This is a genomic window from Psychrobacter sp. T6-4, from assembly GCF_052258425.1.
In the GTDB taxonomy this organism is placed as follows: domain Bacteria; phylum Pseudomonadota; class Gammaproteobacteria; order Pseudomonadales; family Moraxellaceae; genus Psychrobacter.
Window position 1 is genome coordinate 14,460 of record NZ_JBQQEZ010000008.1, and the last position, 21,873, is coordinate 36,332.

16 protein-coding genes are annotated in these 21,873 nt (G+C 45.9%); 9 read left to right on the forward strand and 7 right to left on the reverse strand.

What is annotated here, in order from left to right; genetic code table 11:
* Positions 1-74 precede the first annotated feature (74 nt).
* Together lnt and ACTXGE_RS07060 are read right to left on the reverse strand one after the other, a co-directional pair.
* Positions 75-1,661, reverse strand: coding sequence for an apolipoprotein N-acyltransferase (gene lnt / locus ACTXGE_RS07055; RefSeq protein ID WP_443542788.1), 1,587 nt, complete (start codon positions 1,659-1,661; stop codon positions 75-77).
* Positions 1,662-1,841: 180 nt separating this feature from the next.
* Positions 1,842-2,741, reverse strand: coding sequence for a transporter associated domain-containing protein (locus ACTXGE_RS07060; RefSeq protein WP_317200096.1), 900 nt, complete (start codon positions 2,739-2,741; stop codon positions 1,842-1,844).
* Between the two features lie 278 nt (positions 2,742-3,019).
* Here ACTXGE_RS07060 and ACTXGE_RS07065 point away from each other — a divergent pair, with 278 nt between their 5' ends.
* Positions 3,020-4,294, forward strand: a complete 1,275-nt coding sequence (locus tag ACTXGE_RS07065; protein WP_443542785.1) for an Lnb N-terminal periplasmic domain-containing protein — start codon at positions 3,020-3,022, stop codon at positions 4,292-4,294.
* Between the two features lie 45 nt (positions 4,295-4,339).
* On the opposite strand, the gene ACTXGE_RS07070 is transcribed toward ACTXGE_RS07065, so the two are convergent.
* Entirely contained in the window at positions 4,340-4,870 is a 531-nt protein-coding gene (locus ACTXGE_RS07070; RefSeq protein ID WP_443542783.1) for a YcgN family cysteine cluster protein, read from the reverse strand.
* A gap of 137 nt (positions 4,871-5,007) precedes the next feature.
* On the opposite strand from ACTXGE_RS07070, the gene ACTXGE_RS07075 reads away from it, so the two are divergent.
* From ACTXGE_RS07075 to mutY, 6 genes are all read left to right on the forward strand, one after another.
* The gene (locus tag ACTXGE_RS07075; protein ID WP_443542781.1) at positions 5,008-5,745 is read left to right on the forward strand and encodes a dienelactone hydrolase family protein; all 738 of its coding nucleotides are present in this window, start codon (positions 5,008-5,010) and stop codon (positions 5,743-5,745) included.
* A gap of 166 nt (positions 5,746-5,911) precedes the next feature.
* A complete protein-coding gene (locus tag ACTXGE_RS07080) occupies positions 5,912-8,977 on the forward strand; it encodes a DUF2339 domain-containing protein (RefSeq protein WP_443542779.1) in 3,066 nt (1,021 codons plus the stop codon).
* Positions 8,978-9,052: 75 nt separating this feature from the next.
* Entirely contained in the window at positions 9,053-10,006 is a 954-nt protein-coding gene (gene ylqF / locus ACTXGE_RS07085) for a ribosome biogenesis GTPase YlqF (protein WP_443542777.1), read from the forward strand.
* A 362-nt stretch (positions 10,007-10,368) separates the two neighbouring features.
* Positions 10,369-11,367: a PAAR domain-containing protein gene (locus tag ACTXGE_RS07090; protein ID WP_443542775.1), complete on the forward strand. Its 999-nt coding sequence runs from the start codon at positions 10,369-10,371 to the stop codon at positions 11,365-11,367.
* The gene (locus tag ACTXGE_RS07095; RefSeq protein ID WP_443542773.1) at positions 11,357-11,728 is read left to right on the forward strand and encodes a hypothetical protein; all 372 of its coding nucleotides are present in this window, start codon (positions 11,357-11,359) and stop codon (positions 11,726-11,728) included. Before ACTXGE_RS07090 ends, ACTXGE_RS07095 begins: the two co-directional genes overlap by 11 nt.
* A 312-nt stretch (positions 11,729-12,040) precedes the next feature.
* The gene (gene mutY / locus ACTXGE_RS07100) at positions 12,041-13,261 is read left to right on the forward strand and encodes an A/G-specific adenine glycosylase (RefSeq protein WP_443542771.1); all 1,221 of its coding nucleotides are present in this window, start codon (positions 12,041-12,043) and stop codon (positions 13,259-13,261) included.
* Positions 13,262-13,459: 198 nt separating this feature from the next.
* Here mutY and ACTXGE_RS07105 read toward each other — a convergent pair whose 3' ends face one another.
* Both ACTXGE_RS07105 and rapA read right to left on the reverse strand, forming a co-directional pair.
* Positions 13,460-14,362: an acyl-CoA thioesterase gene (locus ACTXGE_RS07105; protein ID WP_317200088.1), complete on the reverse strand. Its 903-nt coding sequence runs from the start codon at positions 14,360-14,362 to the stop codon at positions 13,460-13,462.
* 217 nt (positions 14,363-14,579) lie between these two features.
* Positions 14,580-17,474 (reverse strand): RNA polymerase-associated protein RapA, encoded by a 2,895-nt coding sequence (rapA, locus tag ACTXGE_RS07110; protein ID WP_435951072.1) that lies wholly within the window; start codon positions 17,472-17,474, stop codon positions 14,580-14,582.
* 343 nt (positions 17,475-17,817) lie between these two features.
* On the opposite strand from rapA, the gene ACTXGE_RS07115 reads away from it, so the two are divergent.
* The gene (locus ACTXGE_RS07115) at positions 17,818-18,759 is read left to right on the forward strand and encodes a D-2-hydroxyacid dehydrogenase (RefSeq protein WP_443542769.1); all 942 of its coding nucleotides are present in this window, start codon (positions 17,818-17,820) and stop codon (positions 18,757-18,759) included.
* On the opposite strand, the gene ACTXGE_RS07120 is transcribed toward ACTXGE_RS07115, so the two are convergent.
* Positions 18,756-20,333 (reverse strand): flavin-containing monooxygenase, encoded by a 1,578-nt coding sequence (locus tag ACTXGE_RS07120; protein ID WP_443542818.1) that lies wholly within the window; start codon positions 20,331-20,333, stop codon positions 18,756-18,758. The genes ACTXGE_RS07115 and ACTXGE_RS07120 overlap by 4 nt on opposite strands.
* Positions 20,334-20,418: 85 nt before the next feature.
* Complete coding sequence (locus tag ACTXGE_RS07125) at positions 20,419-21,132, reverse strand: RluA family pseudouridine synthase (RefSeq protein ID WP_443542767.1); 714 nt, start codon at positions 21,130-21,132, stop codon at positions 20,419-20,421.
* Between the two features lie 291 nt (positions 21,133-21,423).
* On the opposite strand from ACTXGE_RS07125, the gene trxA reads away from it, so the two are divergent.
* Positions 21,424-21,750 (forward strand): thioredoxin, encoded by a 327-nt coding sequence (gene trxA, locus ACTXGE_RS07130; protein ID WP_317200085.1) that lies wholly within the window; start codon positions 21,424-21,426, stop codon positions 21,748-21,750.
* Positions 21,751-21,873: the final 123 nt, after the last annotated feature.

A 21,873-nucleotide genomic window follows, 5' to 3' on the forward strand; every position in this document is an offset into this window, starting at 1 on the left:
CCTTACCTATTTAAAGGACTTATTCGTAAAAATTTAGCCCGCAACTGTCTTTGGCAGTAATAAGCTAACCCTTGTTATCTCTTGCTAGGGTGTTGTGCTTGAGTGCGAGTACTGCTGCGACGGCCTACGTAGCTCAGTAACAGTAATATAGCGATAATAATCAAAATAGGATAATGACCGAAACGCATAAACGGCGTGTTGCCGACTCGCGCTTGAATATCACCGCGTAATACGGTGCGCTCAAACTGCGGCGCGCGCTCTACAATACGGCCTTTATGATCGATAATAGCCGTCACCCCTGTATTGGTCGCTCGCATAAACCAGCGTCCATTCTCAAGTGCACGCATCTGCACCATTTGCAGATGCTGCAAGGGTCCTGCTGAGGTACCAAACCAAGCGTCGTTAGAAATGGTCAATAAAAAGTCAGTGCCGATAGCATTTTTGCGCGTGGTATCAGGATAAGCGACTTCGTAACACACAGCGGCGCCTAAATTATGACCGCGTACGCGTAGCGGTGCCTGCTGATCGCTACCCTCGCTATAGCTCAAAATATCTTGGCTACCTGCCAGATCGGGCAGGATATCGAGCATACCCTCAAACGGGATGTACTCGCCAAACGGCACTAGGCGCTGCTTTTTGTACATGCCCTCAGCTTCACTACCCAATGCAATGACGCTGTTATAAAAGGGGGCGTATTCGTCCGTAGCAGGATCAAACGCCGCTTCATCTTTGTAAGGGATACCAGTAACCCAAGTGGTATCGGTCTCATTGGCCATCTTGACCATCTCATTGATAAAGGGCACCGCTTCTGTTTGAAACATAGGAATGGAGGACTCAGGCCACAAAACAATGTCGCGTCCCCACTCGCTGCGCGTCAATGTCGCATAGATTTTGAGCGTCTCTACCTGAAACTCAGTGAGCCACTTTAGGTCTTGCGGAATATTGCCCTGAATCAAGGACACTGATAGATCAGGAGTGCCCTTAGGCTTAGTCCACTGCGGATTGATCAGCCACAGCGAAGTACTAATGATTAAGAGCGCTATCGATGCGACCATATAACCACCGCGGCGACGCAGTAGCTCAACCATACTCGCTGCCAGTAATACAGCGACAAAGGATACAGTAAATACGCCGCCAACAGGCGCTAAGGATGAGAGCCAATACTGCTCGGTAAAAGCGTACCCAACAAATAACCAAGGAAAACCAGTAAACAGCCACGTTTTTAGCCACTCTTGTAATATCCAAAGCGCGGCAAAGGAAAACGGCTGGCGACCGACAAATCGGTTAAATATCAGCGCTAAGAACCCATGAAAAAGCCCCATCCCAAGGCCCATAATCGCAATCAATATCAGCGCAAGCCACATAGGCGTGTTGCCATAGACATGGATAGAGGTATACAGCCAAAACGCTCCCACGCACCACAGTCCCATCCCATACGCTTCGCCGATGATAAAAGCGCGGCGACCACTCATCTGCGGCATAAGTAGCGCATACAAAATCGCAGGCGATACCACAGCGAGTGGCCAGATGCCATAAGGCGCAAGCGCTAAGGTAAACATAGCACCCGCCAGCCAAGCAAGAATAAGCGCTAATGCAAGCGGCAACCCTTTAGTCTTGACTGGATTTAAGCGTTTTTGTAAATCAGTGGTAGATAAGCGCATACAAGTATCCAAAACCCAAAAAGTGGCGATAATAAAATCCGCCTATCATAGCAGATAATGTCTCAATTGAAGCAATAGAGACATAAGCGCAGTCGTACAACAAATAAGCGGTAACATAACTTTTTAAAATGCAAAAAAAACACGATCGCAATCGTGTTTTTTTAATTATTAACATTGTGCTCAATGACTACCAATCAATATCTTTTGCTCGCCGCCGACTTTGGTCAGCTCTAAATTTTGAATAAAGCGCCCTTCAACATCGGTGATGGTGATTTGCCAGTCGTCTATTTTGACGCTCTCGCCTTCTAGGTCACCAACATAGCCCAAAGTCTGCATCACAAGGCCACCCATCGTATCGACATCAGTATCATCAAATTGAGTACCCAGCTCGTCGTTACAATCCTCTATCACAGTCGAGGCTTGTACTCGCCAAGTATTAGGCTTATCAGGGTCAGGGACGATATTATTGATGTCACTGTCTTCATCAAAGTCATCGTGCTCATCAACGATGTCACCGACGATTTCCTCTAACAAGTCCTCCATCGTAACCACGCCGCCAAAGTTGCCAAACTCATCAACTACAATCGCCATATGCACCTGCGTACTTTGTAAGGAGCGCAGCAAGGTATCAGAGCGAGCATTTTCGCTGATATATAGCGGCTGGCGCACTAAGTCCTTTAAGCGTTTACTATCGATTTTGTCATCTTGGTCGCGTAGCATATGCACTAAAATGGGAATTAGATCTTTGGCAAGTAATATACCAATGACCGCATCATCATCTTGACTATCGAACACCGGATAGCGCGAGTGGGTAGTGTCGAGGATGATATCCATCACCTCAGCCAGACTCGTACTCTCATGGAGACCGACAACCTGCGGACGCGGCGTCATAATCTCGCGCACTTGAGTGGCAGGTAGATCCAAAACGCCCTCTAACATATCTACTGTATCAGGCTCTAAGAATTGACGCGATTGTTGAACCAAACCGATCAATTCATCACGGGTTTCAGGGGCGGTCGATAGCCAGCGTTTTAAGCCGCGCATCGACCAACTACTCGGGCTAGGTGTGTCGTCAGACATGGTGATGTGATTTAACCTCTTGGTTGATGATCTTAAAATAAGTCGTATCTAACTTAGTAGCCTTTAGTAATGGGACCTAAAGGATGTCATTACAACGAAGTAAAGGATTCTATGTGTATAACTGTAAACAAATGACGTTTTGAAATTAGCTTCACTTTATCGTAAGGCTAACAGACATTCAACGACAAATTTATCCAAATTGTATTGTCAGTGTGTTATAAACTTCATAACGTGTCAGACACATTGTCATCACCCCTTTACCGAGTTACTCAACGCTTATGTCACTACGCTCGTTTTTTACTCGTCTATTATCATATCGTACCACTGACAGCTCTACGCCTAATAAGGGGCCGGATAATCGACGCTCAAACCTGAGATGGTGGCACTATCTGGTACGGGTTTTGATTGCACTGACGCTTATCCTATCTGCCGTTTGGTTACTGCTCGCAATTTGGTATCAGTTCGGCGCGTACCATCCAATCACTTGGATGGTAACTGCTATCACCTTGGGCTTACTCATACCTTTGCTGTCGATAAAGTACTTATCAAAGCTCATTAACAAGGTGACGAATCAAGCTGGCGAGCACTCTATAGATCCCAAAAAGACCAGAAGACTACTCGCTGTTAGCTATGGCGTAGTATGGATAATCGGTCTGAGTTGGTTTTTTTCTATTGAACCCAAACAAGAGCGCGACTGGATGCCTGAGGTGAGCCAAAGGGTCACCTATGAGCGTGATATTAATAACCCTAACCTTATTACCTTTTACAACGTACGTAACTTTGATTGGCACACCGATGTCGATGCCACCGAGCGCTGGGAGACGCGAGTGGTCGATATGTCTAAACTATCTGGTATCGATGTATCCAACTCTTATTGGATGGGGCCACTGATCGCCCATACCTTGGTCAGTTTTCGCTTTGAGGATGACAAGCCGCTATCGTTTTCATTTGAGATTCGTAAAGAAGAGGGTGAGTCGTTCTCAGCGCTGGCAGGTTTTTTTCGCCGTTATGAGCTGAGTCTTATCGCCTCTGAGGAGCGTGATATCATCTATACCCGTAGCAATGCGCGCGGCGAGCAGGTATATCTGTTTCCTATTAGCCATTTGCAACGACATGAAGTCCAAGCTCTTTTTGAGTCTTATTTGACTGCTGCAGATGAGCTTAATGCCAAGCCTGCTTGGTACAACACTTTGGTGAGTAACTGCACCAATATTATCTTTTATATGGCGCGTATCGTCAGTGGTGATCGTCTGCCGTGGGATTATCGCATTTGGGTCTCAGGCTGGTTGCCCAACTATCTATTTGATGTCGGTATGCTCGATGCTAACCCTGATAACGGTGGTCAGCCTTGGTCGATGGATACTTGGTATGAGCGCACTCATATCAATCCCAAAGTTCAAGGGTTTGATAATCAGATTGAGCGCGTAGCAGATGATCAAAATAGTGACTTTTCAGCTCAAATTCGCCAAGGCATTCCTATTCCGCCTCTGGCTGACACGCAAATAGAAGCTGAAACTAAAGCAAAATCGGCGGCGATAGCGTCACAGGAGTAAAAATCGTCTTTAAAACTAAAATATTAGACGAGACTAAATAAAAACCTAAGGCGTCACCCAAGTTACCACGCGATCCTCCATCTCTTCATCCAAGATGCCCGTTTCAGATACGCAGCGCCCTGCTACGCCCACGTTGGCCGCGCGCATTTGCTGCTGGGTTGCGACCGCATCGCGGGTTAGAAGTAGATGCCATTCTGGTAGCGCCTGCCCTTTATATAGCCTTTTATACGCGCAGTGCTCAGGCAGCCACATCATCGTCGGCACCTTATCAGGCGTGAGTTGAATACAGTCAGGCACATAATGCTGGCGTGTGGCGTAGTGCTGACAGTAGCCTGTGGCGCAGTCCATGAGCTTACAAGCGACATCGGTATACTCAACCTCTTCTTCGTCATCGCCATTGTCCATAAACTTAATCAAGCAGCAGCTACCACAGCCATCACACAGCGCTTCCCATTCGCTGTGATTTAGCTCATCAAGCGTATAGGTTGACCAAAACTGTGGGCGCAAAATCTCAGTCTTGGGTTCTGAGTGCGCAGGTAAGCTCACAGTGTTTTTACTTAGTAAATTGATAGTCATAAAATTGTAGTAGCATTTTGATAAAGAGCGTTACAGTATTATAGCTGTTTTTGAGTGAGATGGGCGCTAAGGTAGTACGGGTCAAACCAATGATAATTTTTAATTAAAAATGTTATAACACAAAGAAGGATAATAAAATGTCAATTAAGACTTTTGAGTTAATCAGTACTACCGAAAACAACGTCGAGCTTATTAGCTATGTAGCACTCCCAGAGAGCGCCACAGATGACAACCCAGTTGCAGGTATCATGGTCGCGCCAGAATGGTGGGGCGTGGTCGATCATCCAAAATCTGTAGCTGAGCGTTTAGCAAAAGCAGGCTATGCGGCTGTGGTCATGGATGTATACGGCGAAGGCAAATTGACAGGCGATGCTGCTATGGCCAATATGTGGATGGAGCAAGTACTTGCAGATCAAGACATGCTTATGTCACGTTGCCGCCTGATCTTAAATGACTTTAGCGATCAATTGGCTGTCGATGGTAACAATCTAGGCGCAATTGGCTTTTGTTTTGGCGGTAAAGTCGTCCTCGATATGGCGCGCGAAGGCATGCCATTAAAGGCCGTTGCTAGTTTCCACGGTAATTTGGCACCCAAGCAACCTGCTGACAATAACTTTAGCGCAAAAGTACTCGTCGCTCATGGCGCAGAGGACTCTATGATCTCTATGGATGCGGTAGCGGACTTTAAAAAAGAGATGGACAACGCAGGCACCGATTACACTGTCGATGTCTATGACAATGCCAAGCATGGTTTTACCAACCCACATGCGGACGAGCGCGCTGCCAAAAACGATATCGATTTGGGTTATAACGAAAAAGCGGCGAATGAGAGCTGGGATAAAATGATGGACTTTATGCAAGCTAATTTGTCGTAAGTGAATTGTTAGAGTCTTATTTTCTTAAGACAGAGCAGGGTTATCCTGCTCTGTTTTTTTATGTGTCACAGCATTTTGTATATAAACGAGTTCAAGGAAATTTACCAAGTTGTGTTTATCTTAAAATAGCGTCATCATTAGTTTATTATCAAAAAAGGTAATCGCAATGCTAGGTTGGTTTGGCTTTACTATTTTGCTGCTTATCATCGTTGTGCTGCATAACAAGTTAAATAAGCAACTGCTTGAATTGCGCGGTGACATCTCGCGTCTGCAAATAGAGCTCAATAAGCAAAAAAATACTGCTGGCCATTTACCGCCAAGTACTACCCTTGATAACAATTTGAGTGCTACTAGCGTACCTCCACCGTTACCGCAATCTGCTTTATCTCCTTCACAATCAGCCACTGACTCTAATCATTTAAATGATGAGCCTTCAACTGATGCGTTGTTCGAACAAGTCGCGCTGTTATCTGATCCTGATACTCAATACGATCACACTGACCCTACTTTCATCAAAACGCCAAAGGTTACAGACCCAGACGAGCAATCGTTGCCTATTGTCACCTCCTTATTTCATTCGATCAAAAACTGGTTCTTTGGTGGTAATTTAGTCGTGCGCGTCGGAGTTTTGGTGCTGCTCGTTGGCGTGGTACTGCTACTACGCTTGCTCAGTGACTATATCGAAATCTCTATTGAGTCCAAACTCCTAGCGATCGGAGTGATAGGGTTAGGATTAGCAGGATTGGGGCTTAAACTGGCGAAGAACCGTTTTGCTTATGGTATTACGTTACAAGGCGCAGGGCTGGCTATTGCGTACTTAACGACCTTTTTTGCCTATAGCGTCTATCTCGTGCTGCCAAGTTTGCCAAGCTTTATCGGGCTTGGGCTATTATCCGCTATCACCATCCTGTTAGCCGTACGTCAAAACGCCTTTCCGTTAGCGCTACTCGCCTTGTCTGGCGGGTTTTTTGCGCCTATTTTGACCAGTAACGACACGGGTAGTCTGACTACTTTATTCAGCTACTATCTACTGCTCAACGTGACAATTGCCATCATTGCTCACTACCGCACGTGGAAAGCCCTTAACTTGTTTGGCGTCATTGTGACCTTTGGGCTGGCCTACTATTTGGGTATTAGCTATTGGGGCATCAGTGAGAATTTAAGCACCACTATCGAGACGCAGCGCTGGTCACTGGTGCTACTAGTTGCTCTGCATGTATTGCTCTACTTGTTTGTTGTTATCCGCTACGCGCAGCAAATCATCCACTATAACGCCAATAGCAAAAAAGCGCTGTATAACGATAGCTCTAGCCGTGCCGATAATAGCAACATTAATAACAGCAACCTCAATGGCAATTATTTGTTTCCAATAGATACGGGATTATTGTTCTGTGTACCCCTATTAGCCTTTGGATTATTTGCCGCTTTGCTTGGTGATATCGAACGCGCTTTGACGATTACCAGTGCCATTCTCGCAGCAGTTTATCTCGTATTAGGTTGGTTATTTATTCGACGTAGCCAAGGTTATGCACTCATTACCGAGGGCATGCTAGCATTAGGGTTTGGCTTTTTAGCCTTAGTGATTCCGCTGGCATTAGATGCGCAGTGGATTGCGTTTGGCTGGTCGGTACAGGGGCTGGCTCTCGTATGGTTTGGGCGGCGCTCCCTGCGGGCATGGTCGGTATTGTTTGGTCTACTATTGCAGCTCATCAGTATCGGCATGCTGATTGCGAACCTATTTTTTTCATCTCAAGACTACCCTACTTTAGCGCTGAGTATCTCGGCTATGAGTTATCTAGCCAGCTTGTTTATCCTACGCGCCAGCAACTCGCCTGCCGTTTTGGATAGCCCTTTGACACCTACTGCTGATAATACGATTAGCGATACTGGTTTTGATTTGGCATCGACATACGCGCGGCGGCTCGGTATCAGCACTCAGGCCGCTAGTCAGTGGCTGAGCACTATCAATAGCCAAAGCATGGCTTTTAGTTTGGTGTGGCGTAGTCCGCTACTGATACGGTTTTTGACGCTGACTGCCGTTGTCTGGGCACTTTATGTATTAATGCTTGATATTGATCAATGGCTTGGCGACTGGTCATTGGCGACGACGACTATCATTGCGCTCTCGGCGTTATTTAGCCTGAGCGTTTATTGGCTCGTCAACCGTTATCACGGGTGGCGAGAGATTAGGCAGCTCACTCACGGACTGCTAATCGTGTTTTATGCGATGCTTATTTTGCAACTGCCGCAAAAGTTTGAGTTTAATACTGTTTGGACGCCGCCGCATTGGCTCATTTTTGCCTTATTACTCATAGGTTGGCTAGTTGCGGGGCAGCTATGGTTAAAGACGTGGCATGATGATGCAACCGATAATCATCAGAGCACAGCTATCACTCAACGCTCGTCTTATCATGATGCCAGTTGGCTGGGTACCGGTATTTTGGTACTAACCGCTGCTGTTCATTATTATCTGCCCAGCTCGCACGGCGTTATCACTTTACTAGTGCCGATTGGTCTGATGACTGCGCTGATAATAGTCGCCTTACAGAGTAGTAAAAACCGTGGTGATAAAATAGTAGCGCCTATTTATTGGTTTGATTGGCATGACGCCTTGATAGGCTGCGCGGCGATATTTGCACCGTTAACCTTGCTTTGGGTCATCATAACTAACCTCTCTTACGATGGGATAATTTGGAATCTGCCTTATGTACCGCTGTTTAATTTATACGATGTAACGTTATGGCTCATCTTAGCTTATAGCGGGCTGGCTTATTATTTAAGTCAAAACGATTATCTACAAAACGCTGATAACTCTTCTAGCCCGCCTTTTATCAGCAGACCGTTACTCATGATTTTGGGGATTATCAGCTTTTGGGTCATCTCTAGTATGCTTATCAGAACGCTACACGCCTTTATCGGTACGCCACTTTGGGATTATCAGCCTATAGGCGCGTGGCAAAGCGAGCAAGTACAGACGGGCTTGACCATTATTTGGACGCTCCTTGCCCTACTTGCCACTATTATCGCCAGTCGCGGCTGGCATCGTACGCTTTGGTTTATGGGTATCGGCTTGTTGGGTGTCGTGGTGCTCAAACTCGTCCTCGTCGATTTGTCACAAACCGAGGCGATTTGGCGCGTCATCTCTTTTATCGGCGCAGGCAGTTTGATACTGCTTATCGGTTATCTTGCACCGTTGCCACCTGAGGAAGCCGAGAATACTCCAGAGCCTTGATTTAGAGCAACATGATGTGCGTGATGTAGTAAACTAAACGTCTTTAAAAATATTAACTACAAGGCTGTTGTCTCGATGAATAACCCAAGCATTCAGTGGTTCCCAGGACACATGAACAAAGCCCGTAACGAGATCAAAGAGATCATGCCAGAGATTGATGTGGTCATCGAGGTCATCGACGCGCGCATTCCCTACAGTAGCGAAAATCCCATGGTGGCAGCGCTGCGCGGACAAAAACCGGTCATCAAAATCCTGAATAAAGCCGATCTTGCCGACCCCAATCAGACGCAGGCATGGATTGAATATTTAGAGAGTCAAGATCAAGTCAAAGCCATCGCTTGTGACGACAACAAATCTAGCGAAGTCAAACGCATCGTACAGCTATGTAAGCAATTAATGCCCAATAAAGCAGGCACGGGCAGACAAATCAAAGTGCTGATCATGGGCATACCCAACGTGGGTAAATCGACACTGATTAACGCTCTTGCGGGGCGCAGCATTGCCAAAACGGGCGATGAACCTGCCGTTACCAAGTCGCAGCAGCTGATCAAAATCGATGACGACATCATGCTCTATGATACGCCCGGCATGCTCTGGCCAAAGATTGAAAACCCAAATTCAGGCTATCGCTTGGCAGCTACAGGCGGCATCAAAGACACCGCATTTGACTTCGCTGATGTGGCAGGTTACACCGCTGAGTATTTGCTTGAAGCCTATCCTGATCTGCTCAAAGAGCGCTATAAGATTGAGGATTTACCGCAAACCGATTGGGAGTTTTTTGAGGTTGCAGGACACAACCGAGGTCTACTAAAAAAAGGCGGCATCGTTGATACTTACCGTATGTCTGAGATTTTGGTCAATGAGCTGCGCAGTGGTACGCTAGGCCATATTACGCTTGAAACACCCAAAATGCGCGAGGCGGAGCTATTATTGGTAGAGGAGTTACGCGCACAAGCAGAAGCGAAAAAAGAAGCCAAACTAGAAGAAAAACGCTTGCGTAAAAAGCGGGCAAGGAAGAATCGGAAGTAGCTTTAAAGGGTCATTTCGACAAAGTAGCCACTCCCGCTTTTCGCTTCTATCTGTCAGTCTGATTGAGGCACTAGCTTAGGTTTGATGTGTCTCTTGCTCCGCGTAGCCCCCTCAAAACCTAGCTATTGCAACTCACTCAAACCGTCAGTATATCCGCGTCAATCGGGGCTAGCGGTGACATCACGATTTTTTCACTATCGACCGTAAATGTAGCGTGCACTCCCTCCTTTAGCGCAATTACCTTACTCAAAATATAATTGATATTTGTTTACTATTCTGATTAACTATTGAGTCTCTAAGCAATATTTTATGCAAGTCCATTTAATGAATTAACTCTTAAGACCATTCTTTAGGATAACATTATGGCAGCTTATATCACAGTAGGCGCAACCACTACGCACGGCGGCGAAGTCATTACTGGATCCCCACATACGACTCACAACGGCGTTCAAGTCTCACGTAAAGGCGATAAAGTCGTCTGTAAAAAGTGCAAAAAACTCACTACTATCCTCACGGGCGACCCTACTTTTATTGTAGACGGCGCACCGATCGCACGCGGCGGTGATGTGACAAGTTGCGGTGCTACCCTCATCGCTATTCAGCACTCATTTGTGGAGTCGGACTTTGAGGTAATGGGCGTTGAGCAGCCTGCGCCAATGTTTGAACAACCAGCACCTTTGGTTTTTCCTAAGTCAGATCCTGAGGCGGTGTTTGCAAGCTTTACAGCTCCTGATGAAAGCTCTGAGACAGTTATATCTGATGATGATTTATTGATTTGGGTCGAAGTATCTACTAAACAAGCATTGGAAGACGGTGGACTTTGGGCAGGTCCTAATACAGGTAAAAGTAAATTAGATACAACTAAATTTTACCTTGGAGGAGATAAAGACTTACAAAAAGCCTTTGATGAAATTATATCTACCTCTCATGGCCAGTACATAGTATCAGTGATACAGAATGACGATAGAATTCTTGGCGTTACCTTAGGAAAGGGTAATGGTGTATTTGGTCAAACTATACCTAAAATGACATCTGAAATTATCAACGAACCTGAATGGTGGGCAATTTGGAAACAAACAGAGAGGGTTGATAAGGTTATTATGGATGTAGAGATTAATATGCAGGATGAAGATCCTTACTTTGTACGTGCAGATCGTGCGGATGGTAAAGGTGTCTATAAACCTAACTTAACAGAGGTTCTTGCACATGAACTTGGACATATAAAGAATTATAGCACTCACGGTAAACTTTTCTACAACCATTTATCAATAGTCCATCAAAATACTATTATGAGGCAATTATACAAAAATTCTATTGTTCGTCATCCAAACGCAGAGCATGGAGGAAGTTTTGGTAATTAAATCAATTATACTGTTTTTGTTCTTTTGCTTAGCAGTTGCTTGTAGCAGTGAAGTTAAACAACCATTTAGTTCGGATTATCTGTACAGTGCAGATCCTACAGCTGATGCTCTGAAAGCGATTTCAAAGGGTAATTTACACGTTTATGCCACTTACAGTGGTGGTCCCTACACTCCCGAAATAAAGCGAGGATGCGTTAGCGATGACGATATTGTTCCAATAATAGGAACTACACATGGATATGAAAATTATAAGCAGCATCAATTCAACATCTTGGCAGATTTATACGCTAAATACTATAATTTTCAAATTAAAGCTTATCTCATTAGAAACGGAGATAAATGTTTGAGCTGGGCAGACTAAATTTATTAGTCACTACAAAGTCATTTTTACTACATTAAATACTTTACCGACTTTGTTAAAAGGATTTAAATGCTTATAGGTCACCTATCGAAGTCATTTATATCTTGTCTTATATTACCTATCTGTTCGTTACTGATAGTAGGTATTTTTTGCTGCTTTAAATCTTTTTTATGCTTCTGAGATTGGCTTATGTAGAGTATGGCCAGCGCACTAATGAACACTCATTACCTCCTTGCATCAACTCTCATTACACCCCATAAATGACCTTAGTCATCACCTACAAAATATTATTTTAATTCATAAGGAATACGCTTGCCTACTCCCTTCTCTCAGTCTGATACCGCTCTAAGCACCTTCGCCCCGCACCTTCTAAACTGGTTCGAAACCAGCGGTCGCCACGACTTACCTTGGCAACAGCATCAAACCGACACGCCCAATCCTTATATCGTTTGGTTATCTGAAGTCATGCTTCAGCAAACGCAGGTGAAGACCGTCCTGCCCTACTTTGCACGTTTTATGGACTCGTTTCCGACAGTACATGATTTAGCGGCAGCGGACTGGGAGGTGATCGCTGAGCATTGGGCAGGTATGGGTTATTACGCTCGCGCGCGCAACTTGCACAAAGGCGCGAAGCAATTGGTTGAGGTTATCGATGAGACTGGCAGTTATCCGCAAACTCTAGAGGGTTGGGAGGCAATATCAGGCGTTGGTCCGTCAACAGCTGGCGCGATTATGGCAATGGGACTCCATAAATATGGCGTGATCTGTGATGGTAATGTCAAACGGGTACTGACGCGCTGGGCTGGTATAGAAGGTGATATTACCAAATCCGCCACGACCAAAGAGCTGTGGGCATTGGCAGAGCGCTTAACCCCAAAGGAGCAGTCAGGTCTTTTTGCGCAAGCGATGATGGATATGGGCGCAACGTTATGCGTGCGCCGTAGTCCTGCTTGCTCGTTATGCCCGTTAAAGACGGACTGTATCGCGCACGCTCAAGGTCGCGAAACGGATTATCCGGTCAAAGCCAAAAAAAAGCCCAAACCCAGCAAGTTTAGTAATGCGTTATTGGTTAAAAACGAGAATGGCGAGATATTATGGCTACAACGCCCTGATAATGGGATTTGGGGCGGACTGTGGAGCTTACCGCTACAGTTTGTAGAGAAGGTTGAGGCTAGCAACTTAGCTAAGTCGTTAGAAGATCAATCGCCAAAAATAGATGTACGCCGCAATGAAAAATTATATGAGAGTGAGTTTACTACCGCCGAGCAAATTGTTAATGAATGGCTAGCAGAGAATGACTTAGCAGCGCAATCAGTGAGTAATACCTTATTAGATGACGCGCCAATTAAACACTCTTTGACCCATTTTCACTGGTATTTACAGCCGCAAAAACTTGACATCAACCTGACGCAAATCATCGATTTAAACGATAAACTTAGTGCAGCAAATATAGACTTTAAGTGGCTAGATAAACAAAAAGCGCAAGATAATCTCGGACTACCACGCGCTATGATTAAGATTATGGAGGACTAAGCTAGTCTAAAAAATCCAGCCCACATTCTAAAATTATTTGAGTATAGTCAGTCCATTGTAAAAACAATACAGCGTAACTGATATTAATATTGCGCAGCATCGAGCAGCGTAGACACAGCACGCAAGGAAAATTGATATCAGTTGCGCGTTAAAATTAAATTTATCTGTTGTATTTAGTATTTACTATACATAAAGCCTTTAGGACTTTGGTACTCGCAAACGCATGAGTCCTTCTTGCTGAACGGTGGCAACGAGACTGCCATCTTGCCAGAACTGACCGTGATTGAGACCTTTAGCATTAGAGGTGGTATCACTCCACATGTCATAAAGCAGCCAATTATTGAGATCAAACGGACGGTGAAAATGCATGGAGTGATCAATACTAGCCGCTTGCAAGCCTTTAGTCATAAAGCTGACGCCATGCGACATGAGCCCGGTACCTACCAGATAAAAATCTGATGAGAATGCGAGTAGTGCCTGCTGAATCGCAATAGGCTGATTACCAAGCTCGCGGATACGTAGCCAGTTTGCTTGTTTGGGTTTGGACGGTTCAGGGTTGATAGGATCACGCGGTTTGACTTGTTTGATCTCGACATGACGACGACGCATAAAACGCGCTTTGAGCGCCTCTGGCACTTTGCCGACGTATTCTTCTTTGAGATCTTGCTCCGAGAGCAAATCCTCAGGCGGCGGATACACAGGCATATCCTCTTGATACTCAAGCCCTCCCTCCATCGGTGAGAACGAGGCAATCATCGAAAAGATAACTTGCTCAACAGGCGCACGGCCTTTGACCTCTTTGTACTGAATAGCGGTGACTTCACGCGCAGATAGACTGCGACCATCACGCAGACGGCGCACTTGATAGATGACCGACTGATTGATATCACCGCCACGCAAAAAATACCCATGCAATGAGTGACAAGGCTTGTCTTCGCCTAAGGTATGCGCGGCCGCCATAATCGCCTGCGCGAGCACTTGCCCGCCAAAGATACGAGAGCCAACATAATCGTGGCTTTTACCTTCAAATACATCAGGACTGACCTCAGTTAAGGCGACAGTCTCTAGCAACTCATCTATAAGTTTTGCATGATCAGGCATGACGATACATTTCCTTTTTTTCTGCTGACCACTATCGGCCTTCGAGAATACTGCGACGCCAGCACTACCTACTGCTAGTCCGCCAAAACCAAGTATAGTAACCAATACTAATGGATTTGACCACCGACTAAAAGACTAGTCATTAGTATAAACCTGACTAGGCCGTGTTCTTATTTTGGTAACAATAGTATCGTTTTTAATATTCTCTATCTTCTACTTAAGGTTTGACTGCGACTAGTACGCGAATAGAATCAGGCACCAAAGACAAGTTTGCCAGTGCTTGCTCACCTTGCGCTTGGAGTTGCTCTAGGCGCTCGATTTCGCTTGGTCGCACATTTGGATTGATGGTTTGTAGGTGTTTTAGGCGTTTGATCTCACGCGTCCACTGCTGGCTAAAACGTGCACTTGCCTGCGCGCCGATCTCCCCGAGCTGATTACGTGCAATCTCTTCAGCTTCATAATAGCGCTGCTCAATGATATCGCCGCGTACCTTGATGACTTGGCGGGCGCGGTTTTTGTCCAAACGCTCAATATGCGGCATGATCATATCACTACTGATACGCGCGGATAGATCACTGCCTTGTTCACTGATAAATACGCGAATGTTTTGCGTGGTCAATGTCGCCGGCAAGTTCAATAGTTTGGGCGCAATCGCCTCTACGCGAAAGTTAACCTCCAGCATTACCATACCTTGCGGCATAGCATTGCTTTTTAGCATCGCAACCGTGGTATTACCAAAGGTGCTGGTGCTCGCCAGTTCATAGATGGCTTGCATGAGTGGATGCTCATGAGTGATAAATTCGATATCTTCACGCACAAGCGCCTGCTCACGCTCAAAGGTCAAGCTCATACCGTCTTCATCACCAAGCGGTAGACCATCGATATAGTCACTGATCTCAGTGCTATCGATAGGCGCAATCACCCACGAGCCATCGCGCTGAATATTATGATCGATATTAGCTGAGGCAAAGAAGCGCTCGATAAATTGCGGCAATAGATTATGCCCATCAAACTCATGCATGGCACTTGCGATACGCCCAGCAACACGAGGACGGCACGAGTTGTACTCAAGCAAGCGATCACGACCCGCCTGTAATTGCGCCTCAAGTCCCAGGCGCAGCTGCTTAGCATCGGTAATAAGCGTTTGCAGTCTGGCGCGGTTGTCCGCAGTATCCGCCCCTTCTAACAGCGGTTTAAGCTGAGCTATATATTGCTCTTGTACGCTTTGTGCTGTCGGTGATATCTGGCTAAACATATTGAGCGCGTCGTTATACCACTGATACAAACGCTCTTGCGCGGTGCCCTCTACATAAGGGATATGCAGCATGATTTGCTGTGTTTGTCCAATACGATCCAAGCGACCAATGCGCTGCTCGAGCGTATCTGGATTGGCGGGTAAGTCCCATAAGATCAAATCACTTGCAAACTGAAAGTTACGTCCCTCGGAGCCAATCTCAGAGCACAGGAGTATCTGCGCGCCCTCGCTATCAGCGAAGAAGGCAGCGGCTTGATCGCGCTCAAGTAGCGTCATCTGCTCAGTAAAGATAGCCGTCTTGATACCGGCATGCAGGCGCAATACGGCCTCTAAGCTCTCGACGGTAGCACCGCTACGGGCGATAAGGAGCACTTTTTGTTGTTTGAGCGCACCTTTTAAAATATCAATAAGCCACGGCACACGCGGATCATCCTCAAGCCAGCCGCCATCGGGCTGATTTTCCTCGCCCCACAGCTGCTCACGTAACTTACCAGTCGTCTGGTAGCTATCCACCCAAGCCTCAGGCAGTGGCAGCGGATGTGCTTGGCTGCTACGACCATGAAAGCCTTTAACGCTTTCACGAGTATTGCGAAACAAAATACGCCCTGTACCGTGACGATCTAATAGCTCATTTAGTGCGTGCGTGCGCAGCTTATCATCGTCGTTAATAGGCGCAAGCTCATCGAGACTGATATCTAATAACTGACTCAGCGCAGTAATTTGATTATCACTTAGCGGCTTATCTTCTATGAGCACGCCAGCAACGGCAGCTGTTTGAGCAAAAGCGCTTTGACTTGCGATAAACTCATCTAAATCATCGAAACGATCAGGATCAAGCAGACGCAAACGGGCAAAGTGACTCTGCGCGCCCAATTGCTCAGGCGTGGCGGTGAGTAACATCACCCCAGGCGTCTCTTCGGCGAAATCTGCGATTAGGTCGTATTTTTCATTGCCACCCTGCGTCTCGTCCCAGTGCAAGTGATGCGCCTCATCAACGACCAATAGGTCAAACCCAGCTTCCATTGCTTGATCGTACAGATCAGGATGGTCAAGGAGTAGATCCATACCCGCGATAATACATTGCTCGGTGGCAAAGACGTTTTGCTCAGGGTCATGCTCTTTAATCGCCGCCGTACGCACCAAATCAAACAGCGCAAAGTTCAAGTTAAAGCGGCGGCGCAGCTCAATCATCCACTGATACTGCAAACTATCAGGCACAAGGATGAGCACGCGCTCAGCTTTTCCTGTGAGCAGCTGCTGATGGATGATGAGTCCCGCTTCAATGGTTTTACCCAGTCCCACCTCATCAGCGAGCAGGACACGCGGCGCGATACGTTTGCCGACTTCGTGCGCGATGTAGAGCTGATGCTCAATAATGTCGACGCGCGCCCCCATCAAGCCTTTGAGCGGGTGACCTGCCAGCGCCGCTTGCATACGCAAAATATCTTGGCGCAGCTCGTACCAATCTCCGCGCTCAATGCGCCCTGCGAGCAGACGCTCAAGGGGCTTAGCAAGAGTGATATTGGCGGCAAGACGGGTTTCCATAATAGGCTTGATTGCGCCCTCGCTATTATCCTCAACACCATATTTGAGCACGCCCATCACTTCATCCACACGATTTACCGTATAGGTTTTGCCGTCTTGATCGCAGATACTATCGCCGACTTTAAACACCACGCGCGATAGCGGTGCAGAGTTTTTGGCATAGACGCGCGTCTCCTCGCTTTGTGGAAACAAGATATGCACGCAGCGATCATCGAGGTCGATGACCACCCCTAACCCAAGCTCAGACTCGGTATCAGATAGGTAGCGTTGGCCAACGGCAAATTCGGTACTGTGTAATGCAGCGGTCGTCATAGTCATAAGGCGGTATCTTTTGTACTTGAGTAATAAATAGTAGATGATGGCGGCTATTTTTGCGAACAAGACTTATAAGGTAAAAAATGACATATTTGCTTGTGTCAAAATGGCTCATCATTATATAGCGTTAGCGGCTAGATGAGTGCGCAGTATTGCGTTTTCAAGAGCATATCTATAAGGAGTATTACTGGTCGGTTAAATAGCTTTTTAGACAATCTACTACTATAAAATCTCTATAGCTATACTATTTTGAATTTTTCGTTTTATGTCAGCCATGCTACATTAAGACCTACTAAACCAAGCTTAATAACGATAAATTAATAATAAATAAGGAACCTGTATGAAAGCTGTTTTTTTAGACAAAGGTACCTTCTCTGAAGGTATAGACTTGCCCGCACCGACAGGCGTCAGCGACTATATTACTTATGACGATACGCCAGCGGACGCCTCTATCATCATTGAGCGCTGCCAAGATGCGGACATTATCTTAACCAACAAGGTGCAAATCAATGCTGAGGTTATTAGTCGTTTATCTCACCTAAAGCTCATTCAACTGACGGCTACGGGTATGAATAACGTCGATCAAGACGCTTGTGATACCCATAACGTGACGCTTTATAATGTCGCTGGTTACGCAGTCAAAAGCGTGCCTGAACACACCTTTATGCTGATGCTAAACGCTATGCGTGCAAGTCTTCATTATCATCAAAAAGTCGCTGATGGCACATGGCGTGATGACGGTAATTTTTGTCTGCTCGATATACCGCTTATCGATTTAGAAGACAAAACACTAGGTATCATTGGCGTTGGTACTATTGGCAAACGCGTGAGTGAGATTGCTCGCGCCTTTGGGATGACCGTGCTGTGGGCTGAGCATCAAGGGCGCACGCTTCGAAGTCAGGAATATACGGCTTTTGATGACGTTTTAGCTAGAGCTGATGTAATTAGTTTGCATTGTCCATTAAACGAAGATACCCAGCATTTGATCAATGCAGATACACTCACAAAAATGACCCGCAAGCCCCTACTCGTTAATGTAGCGCGCGGCGGTATTGTCGACAGTCAGGCCCTCGCTACTGCCATTAATAATGAGCAAATTATCGGTTATGCAAGCGATGTGTTCGAAGAGGAGCCTATCGCCGATAATGATCCGCTACTAGGTCTAAGCGAGCACCCACGCGTGATCTTTAGCCCGCATAACGCTTGGGGCAGCGAGAGCGCACAAAAGATGCTGTGGCAAATTTTGAGTAAACAAGTCGCTGATTTTATCGAAGAATATTAGCGATTAAAGTGCAACCAGTCATCCTTGATACGACGATATTTTAGCATCACCCGATCGGTTACATAATTATTAGTCACGCGCCAAGGATAACGATTCCCTTGTTTGGGTAGCTTATCTTTGGCGCGCTTGACGTAGCCTGCCGAGAGAGAGCCCAGTACGGTATCAGGCTGTATTTTTACTTTGCTATCTGCCTGAGCACAGACGACTTGATAGCGATGACGATTCATATAACTGAGCAGCCTAATAACATACTGGCAGGCCAAATCTATCTTAAGCGTCCACGACGCATTGGTATAGCCGAACATCACTGCCATATTGGGTATCCCCTCTAACATCACCGCTTTGTACGTCATGCGCGAGCCGACATCGACCACTTGCCCATCGATATATAGCGCCGCCCCGCCCAATACTTGTAGATTTAGTCCTGTTGCTGTAATGATAATATCAGCATCTAAGTGCTCACCTGATAGCAGTGCAATACCTGTCTGGGTAAAGTGGCTGATTTGGTCGGTGACGATAGTGGCGCTATCACGGCGCAGCGCTTGAAACAGGTCACCATCTGGCACCGCACATAGGCGCTCATCCCACGGATTATATTTGGGCATAAAATGCGCAATATCGACATCGCTACCTTCTAGCTCTTTTTGCGCGCCCTTTTTTAGCAGTGATTTCATAAATTCAGGCGCGCGAATAGCCAGCTCATATAGGCTGCGCTGCCTGACGATATTACGCGTGCGCAGTACTCTATAAGCTTGCTCCTTTGAGAGCGGTGAGAATCTACCAGATAGCCAATCAATACCATGATCATCCCCTGATACACTTGCCACATAAGTTGGCGAGCGCTGCAGCATAGTGACATGACGCGCGCTTTGCTCACTATTTTCATCGACTAGCGCAGGTAGCAACGTTATCGCCGTCGCCCCGCTACCGATGATAACGATTTTCTTATCGTCATAATCAGTATCTTGCCAGTGCTGCGGATGTACGATTTGACCTTTAAAGTCCTCTTCGTTTTTGAAGTGTGGTCGATATCCCTGCTCATAATCATAGTAGCCTGTGGCGCCGACGACGAACTTTGCGCTCAGGGTAAATACGTTACCGTCCACATGGTTCTTAATGACGACAGACCACAGTTGATCCTCACTTGACCAAGATAGTTGTCTGACCTCGTGTTGATAGCGGATGTGCTCGGTGACATTGAACTCGCGTGCCGTTCTGGCTAGATACGCTTTAATATCACGGCCCTTAGCCAGTACTCTATGATCCAGCCAAGGCCGAAAACTATAGCCAAAGGTTAGCGCATCAGAGTCGGAGCGGACACCTGGGTAAGTAAATAAATCCCACGTCCCGCCTAGATCAGCGCGCTTTTCTAACACTATAAAGCGCTGTGTTACTTTTGCTTGCTGCTTGCTCTTTTTTGTAGACTTTGGGCGAAACAGGGGTTTATTTTTTGCTTGCTGTAAGCGGCAAGCCATATCGATACCTGCAATGCCAGCGCCAATGATCAGTACATCATAATCTGCTGCTAGCGGTGTTTTCTTTTGATTTTTAATTCTTTTAAATATCGCTGTCATCATTTAAACCTTATTGTTATTTTTGGCATAGTATTTTTGGTATAGTCTGTGTGATTACAGATAAAAAGTATCTGCATGCAACACTTTAAAAAGGACTTGGACTCTCCCAATCCATCCAAGCGCCTAGGACAGGATGCTTTAGGCGCAGATGCTCGGCATGAAGATTGAGCCTTGGCGCAACAGTTAGTGCTGAGCCTTCGGCATAGATAGGATCACCGATAATGACGTGACCGACATGCACCATATGCACGCGCAACTGATGACTGCGACCTGTCACGGGTTTGAGTGCGACTCGAGTGACTGTCTGCCCCTGACATACCTCAAAATCCAACACCTCATATAGGGTTAGCGCATGTTTTGGCCAGTCACGATCGACGATATGGCGCGGCTTGAGCGTTGGCTCATAGCGAACAGGCGCTGATATCTCGCCTTTTGCACCGACCTCTTGCCACTTGCCAAACACCCTAGCTTGATACTTTTTTTGCGGTAAGCGCTCAATAAACTGCTTACCAATATGCGTCTGCGCAGCCGCGTTTTTGGCAAATATCAGTAGACCTGAGGTATCCATATCTAGTCTATGAATGAGCTTTACCGCAGGATTGGCGCGCTCAAGTCTGGCAAGCAAACTTACCTTTAATGTCTTACCATCGACACTCAATAGTCCAGCGGGCTTGTCCACTACCCAAATATCATCGTCCTCATAGACAGTAACGTCCTTGGCAAACTGTTGAAAAAATTCAGGCGGATAGGCGATTTCTTGCGCATTAAGCGCAGCGATACTAGCATCAGAGAAAAACATAAAGGTCAGTTACTTGTATTGAGAGATTAAAGATAATATAAAGTACATGATATTTGAGAATTAAGATAAAAGATAAGGCAATGCGTGACAGACAGCATACAACCTGTACTTTTGTGTTTCGATTTATTGTATCAATAGTAATTGTTAGCCAATTCAACCTACTTGTGTCTGTCAAGAATGTGCAAACATGCTAATATAACTAGCCTATTACATATTACAAGTCATCACTCTACTGATTACTTAATCACCATCTTAGATGATTTTACCGATAATAAAATAAGAGAGAATATTATGTCAGACCTAATCGTAAACACTACCGATGCCAATTTTGACCAAGATGTATTGCAAGCCGACGTCCCTGTACTTGTTGATTTTTGGGCTACTTGGTGCGGTCCTTGTAAAGCGATCGCCCCTATCTTAGAAGACTTGGCAAGCGAATACGAAGGCAAAGTCAAAATCGTTAAGGTGGATGTTGATAATAACCCACAAGCGGCGAGCCGTTTTGGTATTCGCAACATTCCAACGCTATTTGTCTTTAAAGACGGCGAAAAAGTAGACTCAGTGATGGGTCTGCAGCCTAAAGGCGAGCTGGCCAAAGTATTAGACAAGCATCTATAATCTTATTATTAGCTGCATCGTTAATTTATAAAAAGCCATTATCTGTCATAGATAATGGCTTTTTGGTTGTCTTTTATACAAAAAAATGGATTATAAGACTTTTTTAGCAAAAATAATTGACAA